This window comes from Halothiobacillus sp. (genome assembly GCF_027346185.1).
In the GTDB taxonomy this organism is placed as follows: Bacteria; Pseudomonadota; Gammaproteobacteria; order Halothiobacillales; family Halothiobacillaceae; genus Halothiobacillus.
Map to the genome: position 1 here is coordinate 1 of NZ_DAIESY010000094.1, position 7,648 is coordinate 7,648.

A 7,648-nucleotide genomic window follows, 5' to 3' on the forward strand; every position below is an offset into this window, starting at 1 on the left:
CGACCATTTGCTCGAATAATCTACCCCAATGAGCTGATTGCGCGTCGCTTTGTAGGTATGCGGTAAACGGCGAGCGAAATACTGCGCCAAATGCGCCTGGGCACGGGCTTCATCCACCCGGCAAGTCGCGTCAAAATAGGGGAATGCACTGTGCGGATCGCCCGCCCCCACCGGCGCCGTTGGCATCAGTTCCTGTGCGATACCAACGGCATCCTGAGCCTGCAGGGGTTCTGCCACCAAATCAGGCCAAGCAGGGAGGATCTCTGGTGCCGCACAAGGCTTGTTTACCGATATACCGGCTTTCACAATCTGCGTGCGAAAGCGGGTGAATATATCCGGCAAGTCGCTTAACGCAAATGGCAAGGCATCGGGTGCGATCATCGAAGATTGCCAGCGGGTGTGCAGCTTCACCCCCACCGGCTCAAGCGCTTGGCTTAAGGCATAAACCTCGGTGCGTTCCTCGGGCGCGGCGATGTCTTCAACCCAAACAGCATCCACCGCAAAGCGTTGAGCCAGCGCGGTAATGATGGCCACCGGCTGCCCCTGGCTATAGTACAAACGACTTCCGCGAGATCGAAGCGATTGATCAAGGCCGCGCAACGCCGAGGCAAGCACCGCGTGGCGATGCGCACCCATGCGCGCGAATCCCCAAGCAGTATTTTGCTCGAGCTGTTCATCGTGAATGTACACAGGCAAGAGCCGGTCGGCTGTGGCGCAGGCTTCAGTGAAACAGGGGTTGTCGGCCAAACGCAAATCGTTTCGGAACCAGTACAAAATTGTGTGCACAGACTAAACCCAAAAATTAACTGGATTATTGCGCATAAAATCCCATTTCGCCCACACAGACATTCGCCGAAAACGCACGACCAATCGCCACAATCGCAATTTTTTTTAATGCTTGCGGTCGAAACTGAAGCGAGGTTTTGTACGGCGCAAATTCATCAAAAGAAAAATAGTGGTATTGCGGTTGCTGGCTGGCGACAAACGTTTGCCGATAGGATTGCCAAGGCAACCAAAGTGAACGAGTGCGAAGGTGTATGTTATAGGATTCGCCATTACCCCATGCGCGAACATAAATGCCCGTGTGCTTGGCAATTTCGTTTAAATCCGAGCGTGTAACGGGCCATTTTATTTGAATAAACCCACCTCGATTTTCCAGCGAAACCTGCCCACGTAGACACACCCCAAGGATATCAGCTTGATCAGGTGGGCCCATCTGGGCGACAGATACCCCACCCATCACGCGATCATCGGCCGTTTGCCAGTGATTTGGCAGGTTGACGTCATCGGTACGGAATAGTGGGTAATGCATCAAATGGGAGTTGTTAACATTCATATTAATACCGCTACGTGAATGAACCGATCTATGTCATATGGTTGGCTGATTTGACCAAAGGAGAATCGCATGCTTGTTTGGCATTTGGTTGGCGAAATTTTTACTGATCTTAGTATCAAATTTTTAATCTTACTCATCCTGCCAAAAGATCATTAGTGGGCTACTCTCTTTTCGGACTATTGATTCTTGACTCTGACGCTTTAGGTGGTCTGAAGATGCCCGGATTTCCACTTACTCCATTACATGCAGACTTGTTGCGACCTGCTGTGTTGGATATGGCTGAATTGCCTTAGGGAAGCGCTGATTTATTCAGTGCTTCCCGCTTGGGGCAGGATGCCCCAACACGAACAAAGACGTCAGTCTTTGATTCGTGAGAGCCATCGCGGGCGTGTACCGCGATGAGCGAGCTGATTTATTCCAAGGATGGAATAAATCAGCATTTACTTAGGTTTCATCGCCAGAACTGACCGTAATACTCAAATTGATTGAGCGTGTAGGCGGCGGTGGTAGCCGCCTGACCAGATTGGTGAAATATGCTCCAGGCGCCGCGCGTTTTGCTATTCATGCCCAACACAGTCGGAAAGAGCTGCTGTTTAAATATTTGTTTTATTAAGTTTTTTAATTGCTCAGGAGTTTGTGATGCATATTTTCGACGCTATTCGTTCTCGTCGGGCCGTGAAGTATTTCGACCCTGATTTCAAGTTAAGCGAATCGGATCAGCGTGAATTGCTCGATCTGGCGATGCAATCGCCCACCGCTTTTAATTTGCAGCATTGGCGCTTCGTCGTTGTCGATGACGCGCAGACGCGCCAGGCGATTCGGGCCGTGGCTTGGGATCAGGCCCAGGTGACGGATGCCTCGATGCTCGTCATTTTGTGTGCGGATACACTCAGCTGGCAAAAAAATGCTGCTCAGGTGTGGGCAGGTGCCCCCTATGCAGTGCGGGAGATGATGGTTCCAGCCATCGATGCGTACTATCGTGATCGACCGCAGGTCCAGCGAGATGAAATCATGCGCAGCTGCGGCATCGCCGGCCAGACATTAATGCTCGCGGCTCGAGCCATGAACCTCGACAGCTGTCCCATGGACGGTTTCGATTTCGATGCAGTGGCCAGAATCATTCAGTTACCGGATGATCACGAAATCGCATTCATGCTTGCCATCGGTAAAAAAACGCGCGATGTGTGGCCCAAGCCCGGGCAGCTCAGTATGGAAAATGTGGTGATTCGCAATGGTTTTGACCGCTGATTTTATCAGGACGATATAAGAAGACGATACAAGGCACTCTTGAGATAGCCTGTAGTGCGAACCGATAGTGATATCTGCCTTTGATGTGCCAATTCATGACAGGAGACTCAAAATGATCAAAGCCTACGCCGCATTTGAACCCGGTGGTGAACTCAAACCGTTTGACTATGATCCGGGTCCACTGGGGGATCAACAGGTTGAGATCAATGTCGAACACTGTGGCATTTGTCACAGTGATTTGAGCATGATCGACAACGAATGGGGACTGTCCAGCTATCCCTTGGTACCGGGACATGAAGTGGTCGGCACCATCGGCGCGATTGGTGCCGGCGTGACGCAGCTTCACGTCGGGCAACGCGTCGGACTTGGCTGGCATTCCGGCTACTGTATGACTTGCGCGACCTGCATGGATGGCGACCACAATCTGTGTGCTCAGGCTGAATCCACCATCATCGGCCGGCACGGTGGGTTCGCGGACAAGGTGCGCGCACAAGCAGCGAGTGTTATCCCTTTACCCGAAGGGCTTGATCCGGTTACTGCAGGACCACTTTTTTGCGGTGGTATCACGGTATTCAACCCCATGATTCAGTCCCAGCTTTCACCCACCGCTCGTGTCGGCGTGATCGGTATTGGCGGCCTCGGTCACCTGGCTGTTCAATTTCTCAATGCCTGGGGTTGTGAGGTTACAGCATTTACCAGCAGTGAAACCAAGCGTATCGAGGCGCTGGAGCTCGGTGCCCACCACACGCTGGATTCCCGTGATATTGCGGCGCTGGTCGCTGCCGCTGGCCGGTTTGATTTTCTGTTATCCACCGTTAATGTCACCCTCAACTGGGATGCCTACCTCGGTACACTCAAGTCCAGAGGTCGTTTACACGTGGTCGGCGCCGCCTTGGAGCCGCTGCGTGTGCCTGCATTCAGTTTGATCATGGCGCAACGATCGGTGTCGGGGTCGCCCGTTGGTAGCCCAGCCACCTTGGCAAAGATGCTGGACTTTGCCGCACGGCATGGTATCGAACCCATCACTGAAGACTTTGATTTCTCAGATATCAACGAAGCCATTGCCCACTTACGAAGCGGCAAGGCCCGTTATCGCGTGGTGCTCAATCAAATCTGAGCGTAATTATTTCCGGCGAATTCGGGAACCATGGAAACGCTTAAATCGAGCTGTAGCCACGGGAGCCTGCGTTGGAATATGGCATGAGATCTACATTGTTCAAGCAAATCAGTGTGAGTGCGGCTTCCGCAGTATGCCAAAGATGGGTTTGGCGTTAGCAGGGGTCCACTGTACAGAAGAGGATAATCGAAAGCCTAATATGCTACTGATGCCGCCGCTTTGACCCGAGCCACGTTATCACGGAGATAGATGGGAGCGGCATCTGCTGGATCCTGCCATTGCGAAGCGGGCGTAGTGGCCGCGAGTTCAATGGCATGGCGAGCATCAGGGTAGGCATCCGGGCTAGTACTCCGCCACGCTTTGGCTCTAAGCAGGGCAGGGTAACGTGCAAAACCGGAGCCGGTTGCGTATTCACGTTCGTTCGTGTTTGTGGCGAATTCCAACAGAATCAACTCGGGTGAGATAACGCGTTCCTCTCCCAGTGGTGTGACAACCCCAGCATCATCCACCAGATATCGGCCGTAATAAATCTCTCCCATGCGAGCATCGAGTGCCGCGTGAATGATGCCGCCACCTGCTTGAAACGCCTGTTCCCTCAGTGCTTGTGCCAGGGTGGCGAGTGAAGAAATCCCGAGTACGGGAATATCCAGCCCCAGGGCCATGCCCTGCGCGCAAGCGGTGGCGATGCGTACGCCCGTGAACGAACCGGGGCCGCGGCCATAGGCGATCAGATCGAGCTGGTTGTAATCAATGCCGGCTTCGCTGAGCAATTGCTCCGCCATCGGTAGCAAGCGGTGTGTATGCGCCTTGGGGGCCAGTTCGAATGCGCTCAGAACTGTTCCGTTATGCCAGAGCGCGGCCGTGCAAGCTTCGGTGGCCGAGTCGATAAATAAGATATTCAAACCAAGGTATCCAAATAATCAAACCCAGATAATCAAACCCAGTGTTTATGAATGGTGCTGAGCAAGGCTTCGGTCGATGGGTCGAAGCTACCGGCTACCGGAACTTTGCCGATGGCGGGCAAGAGTTCGCCGGCCATCTGCTTGCCGAGTTCCACGCCCCATTGATCGTATGAGTCGATATGCCAGATGGCGCCTGCCACGAAGATACGATGCTCGTACAGCGCGATTAGCGCGCCGACGGCTTCCGGTGTCATCTGCGGGAACAGGATGGTAGAGCTTGGCTGGTTGCCAAGGAATACCCGGTGTGGTGAAACACGGGCAATCGTTTCGTCGTCAATGCCAGTCGCCTTCATTTCTGCGACAACAGCATCCAGTCCGCGACCGAGCATTAAGGCTCGGGTTTGCGCCAGCATGTTGGCAAGCAGCATGGCCTGTTGTTCACCAATCGGCGAGTGGGTGCGAATGGAGGCGATGAAATCGGTCGGAATCAGGCGTGTGCCTTGGTGCAGAAGCTGGTAGAACGCATGTTGACCATTCGTGCCCGCACCACCCCAAACCACGGGGCCTGTCGCGTAATCGACCCGTTGGCCATCGAGATCGACCGATTTGCCGTTGGATTCCATGCTCGCCTGCTGAAGATAGGCTGGGAGTCTGCCGAGGCGCGTGCCATAAGGCAATACAGCCAGGGTTTCTGCACCGAGAAAGTTGCTGTTCCAAACATCGATCAAACCCAGGATCAAAGGCAGATTCTGTTCTGCTGGCGCCTGGCGGAAATGCTCATCCATGGCGTGTGCGCCTTCGAGCAGGCGCTCGAAGCCATCCATACCGATATAGAGTGCAATGGGCAGGCCGATGGCCGACCACAGTGAGTATCGCCCACCAACCCAATCCCAAAAGCCGAACATGTTGTCGGTATTGATGCCGAATGCCGAAACCGCTTTATGGTTGGTCGAAACGGCCACGAAATGTTTTTCGATGGCCGATTCGTTGGGAGCATGGTCTAGGAACCAGCGTCGGGCCGTGTGGGCGTTGGTCAGCGTTTCCTGGGTTGTGAAGGTCTTGGAGGCGACAACAAATAGTGTGCGTGCCGGGTCCAGTGTTTTGAGCAGACTGGCGATTTCGCTTGGGGCAATGTTTGCGACGAAATGAACGTTTATTCCCGGCAGGCTATGAGAGGCGAGGGCATCGCATACCATTCTCGGCCCGAGGTCTGAGCCGCCGATGCCGATATTCACCACATCGGTAATGCGCTCACCAGAATAACCCAGCCAGCGGCCCTCATGTACCGAGTCGGTGAACTGGCGCATGCGCCCTAATACTTCATTGACTTCTGGCATGACATTCTCGCCATCGACCAGAATCGGGTGATTGCTACGGTTGCGCAGGGCGACGTGCAGTACGGCCCTGTTCTCGGTGGTATTGATTTTCTCACCGGCAAACATGGCGTCACGACGAGCCAGAACACCACAGTCCGCAGCCAGTTGCTGCAACAGATCGAGCGTATCGCTGGTGATCCGTTGTTTGCTGTAATCAACATGCAGCCCTGCGACCTGCTGGGCGTAGATTTGCGCGCGCTCGGGGTGTTGTGTAAAGAGGTCAGAAAGATGAACAGACTTCATCTGCTCACCATGATCTACCAACTTTTGCCATGCGAGGGATCGAGTTAGCCGGCTCATGCTTTTGATAACCTATCGTTTGGAATTTTTTGGATTGTATTGAGTTGCAATAGGTGGCTGATAGTCACAATTTCCATTTTTGCCTGTGTTGTCTAGTTTGATGGAATGGACAAATCATTTCGCCACTGATGACTATCGTCATCGAATAATCGATCAGATTCTTTCGGCCCCCAGGTGCCGCCTTTGTAGGTATGTATATAGTCCCGTTCGACCGACCAGGTCTTAAGGATCGGATCCACCACGCGCCATGCCCAAGCCACCTCGTCGTAGCGCAAAAACAGGGTTTGATCGCCACGCATCACGTCCAGCAGCAGGGCCGCGTAGGCGTCGAGGTTTTCACGCTCTGGAGCGGTGTAACTGGCATCCATCTGCACGGTGCGGGTGCGCATTTCCAGTCCGTCGGTTTTGATCTGCAACTCGAACCGGACGTTCTCCTGGGGCTGAATGCCGATCAGAAGCCAGTTCGGTTCTGTTTTTGTGATGGCCGTCTCGCGAAACAACTGCTGCGGCGGATCGCGGAAGCGAATCGAAATCTGTGAGTGGGTCTGCGCCAGGCGCTTGCCGGTACGCAAATAGAACGGCACGCCTTTCCATCGCCAATTGTCGATGTAGAGTTTGACTGCCGCGTAGGTCTCGGTGATGGAGTCGGGGGCGACGCCATCTTCATCGAGATAGCCGATTTCGTTTTCTCCTTTGACCACGCCACGTTGATATTGCGCGCGGAATGCCTGTGCGTGCACGGCGCGCGGTGAAATAGGTCGTATGCTGCGAAGCACCTTGACCTTTTCGTCCCGCACGGCCTCTGGGTCCATGGATGGTGGTGGTTCCATCGCGATCAAGGCCAGCATTTGCATCAGATGGCTCTGCACCATGTCACGAAGAGCGCCTGCGGATTCGTAATAGCCGGCTCGTCCGCCCACACCCAATGTCTCGGCATGGGAGATCTGTACATGGTCGATGAAATTGCGGTTCCACAAGGGCTCGAGCAGCAGGTTGGCGAAGCGCATCACCATGATGTTCTGCACGGTGCCTTTGCCGAGGTAGTGGTCAATCCGGTAAATCTGTTGTTCACTGAAGTGACGGTGCAACAAGGAGTCAAGTGCATGGGCGCTTTCGATGTCGTTACCGAAAGGCTTCTCGATGACCAGTCGCCGACAACCCTTGGATTCCTCGACCAGTCCAGCCGCTGCCAGATGCTGGCAGATGGGGCCGAACGCATCCGGGGGGACAGCGAAGTAGAACATGATGCAGGCGGGGAATTCGTCATTGAACAGTCGTTGTGCCAACGAGGTGAATGAATCCTCCGCCTGATAATCACCGTTGTGAAAATACAGCTGGGACAACAATTTTTCGAGCGCCGCGGTGGGGG

General features: G+C 54.1%; 8 protein-coding genes. 3 read left to right on the forward strand and 5 right to left on the reverse strand.

All coding sequences use genetic code 11. The features are described 5' to 3' along the window. The coding region (locus M7R55_RS07070) for a deoxyribodipyrimidine photo-lyase (RefSeq protein WP_298219718.1) at positions 1-786 on the reverse strand (786 nt) is incomplete at its 3' end. A gap of 25 nt (positions 787-811) precedes the next feature. Beyond that, the gene (locus M7R55_RS07075) at positions 812-1,336 is read right to left on the reverse strand and encodes a CIA30 family protein (RefSeq protein WP_366881165.1); all 525 of its coding nucleotides are present in this window, start codon (positions 1,334-1,336) and stop codon (positions 812-814) included. A gap of 639 nt (positions 1,337-1,975) precedes the next feature. Here M7R55_RS07075 and M7R55_RS07080 point away from each other — a divergent pair. From M7R55_RS07080 to M7R55_RS12240, 3 genes are all read left to right on the forward strand, one after another. Then, positions 1,976-2,584 carry a nitroreductase family protein gene (locus tag M7R55_RS07080; protein ID WP_298219719.1) on the forward strand — a complete coding sequence of 203 codons (609 nt, stop codon included), beginning with the start codon at positions 1,976-1,978 and terminating at the stop codon, positions 2,582-2,584. Between the two features lie 112 nt (positions 2,585-2,696). Then, positions 2,697-3,701 (forward strand): NAD(P)-dependent alcohol dehydrogenase, encoded by a 1,005-nt coding sequence (locus M7R55_RS07085; protein ID WP_298219720.1) that lies wholly within the window; start codon positions 2,697-2,699, stop codon positions 3,699-3,701. Then, positions 3,592-3,924, forward strand: a complete 333-nt coding sequence (locus tag M7R55_RS12240) for a DUF4188 domain-containing protein (RefSeq protein ID WP_366881167.1) — start codon at positions 3,592-3,594, stop codon at positions 3,922-3,924. Before M7R55_RS07085 ends, M7R55_RS12240 begins: the two co-directional genes overlap by 110 nt. On the opposite strand, the gene tsaB is transcribed toward M7R55_RS12240, so the two are convergent. From tsaB to zwf, 3 genes are all read right to left on the reverse strand, one after another. Further along, a complete protein-coding gene (gene tsaB, locus M7R55_RS07090) occupies positions 3,896-4,603 on the reverse strand; it encodes a tRNA (adenosine(37)-N6)-threonylcarbamoyltransferase complex dimerization subunit type 1 TsaB (protein ID WP_298219721.1) in 708 nt (235 codons plus the stop codon). The genes M7R55_RS12240 and tsaB overlap by 29 nt on opposite strands. A gap of 32 nt (positions 4,604-4,635) precedes the next feature. Next, positions 4,636-6,279, reverse strand: a complete 1,644-nt coding sequence (gene pgi, locus M7R55_RS07095; RefSeq protein WP_298219722.1) for a glucose-6-phosphate isomerase — start codon at positions 6,277-6,279, stop codon at positions 4,636-4,638. A gap of 92 nt (positions 6,280-6,371) precedes the next feature. After that, positions 6,372-7,648: glucose-6-phosphate dehydrogenase (gene zwf, locus M7R55_RS07100; RefSeq protein ID WP_298219723.1), on the reverse strand; the 1,277-nt coding region annotated here is incomplete at its 5' end.

Coding starts and splice junctions, on each gene's coding strand:
- M7R55_RS07075 (WP_366881165.1), bottom strand. CDS start 1,336: ATGAATGTTAACAACTCCCATTTGATGCATTACCCACTATTCCGTACC.
- M7R55_RS07080 (WP_298219719.1), top strand. CDS start 1,976: ATGCATATTTTCGACGCTATTCGTTCTCGTCGGGCCGTGAAGTATTTC.
- M7R55_RS07085 (WP_298219720.1), top strand. CDS start 2,697: ATGATCAAAGCCTACGCCGCATTTGAACCCGGTGGTGAACTCAAACCG.
- M7R55_RS12240 (WP_366881167.1), top strand. CDS start 3,592: ATGGTATCGAACCCATCACTGAAGACTTTGATTTCTCAGATATCAACG.
- pgi (WP_298219722.1), bottom strand. CDS start 6,279: ATGAGCCGGCTAACTCGATCCCTCGCATGGCAAAAGTTGGTAGATCAT.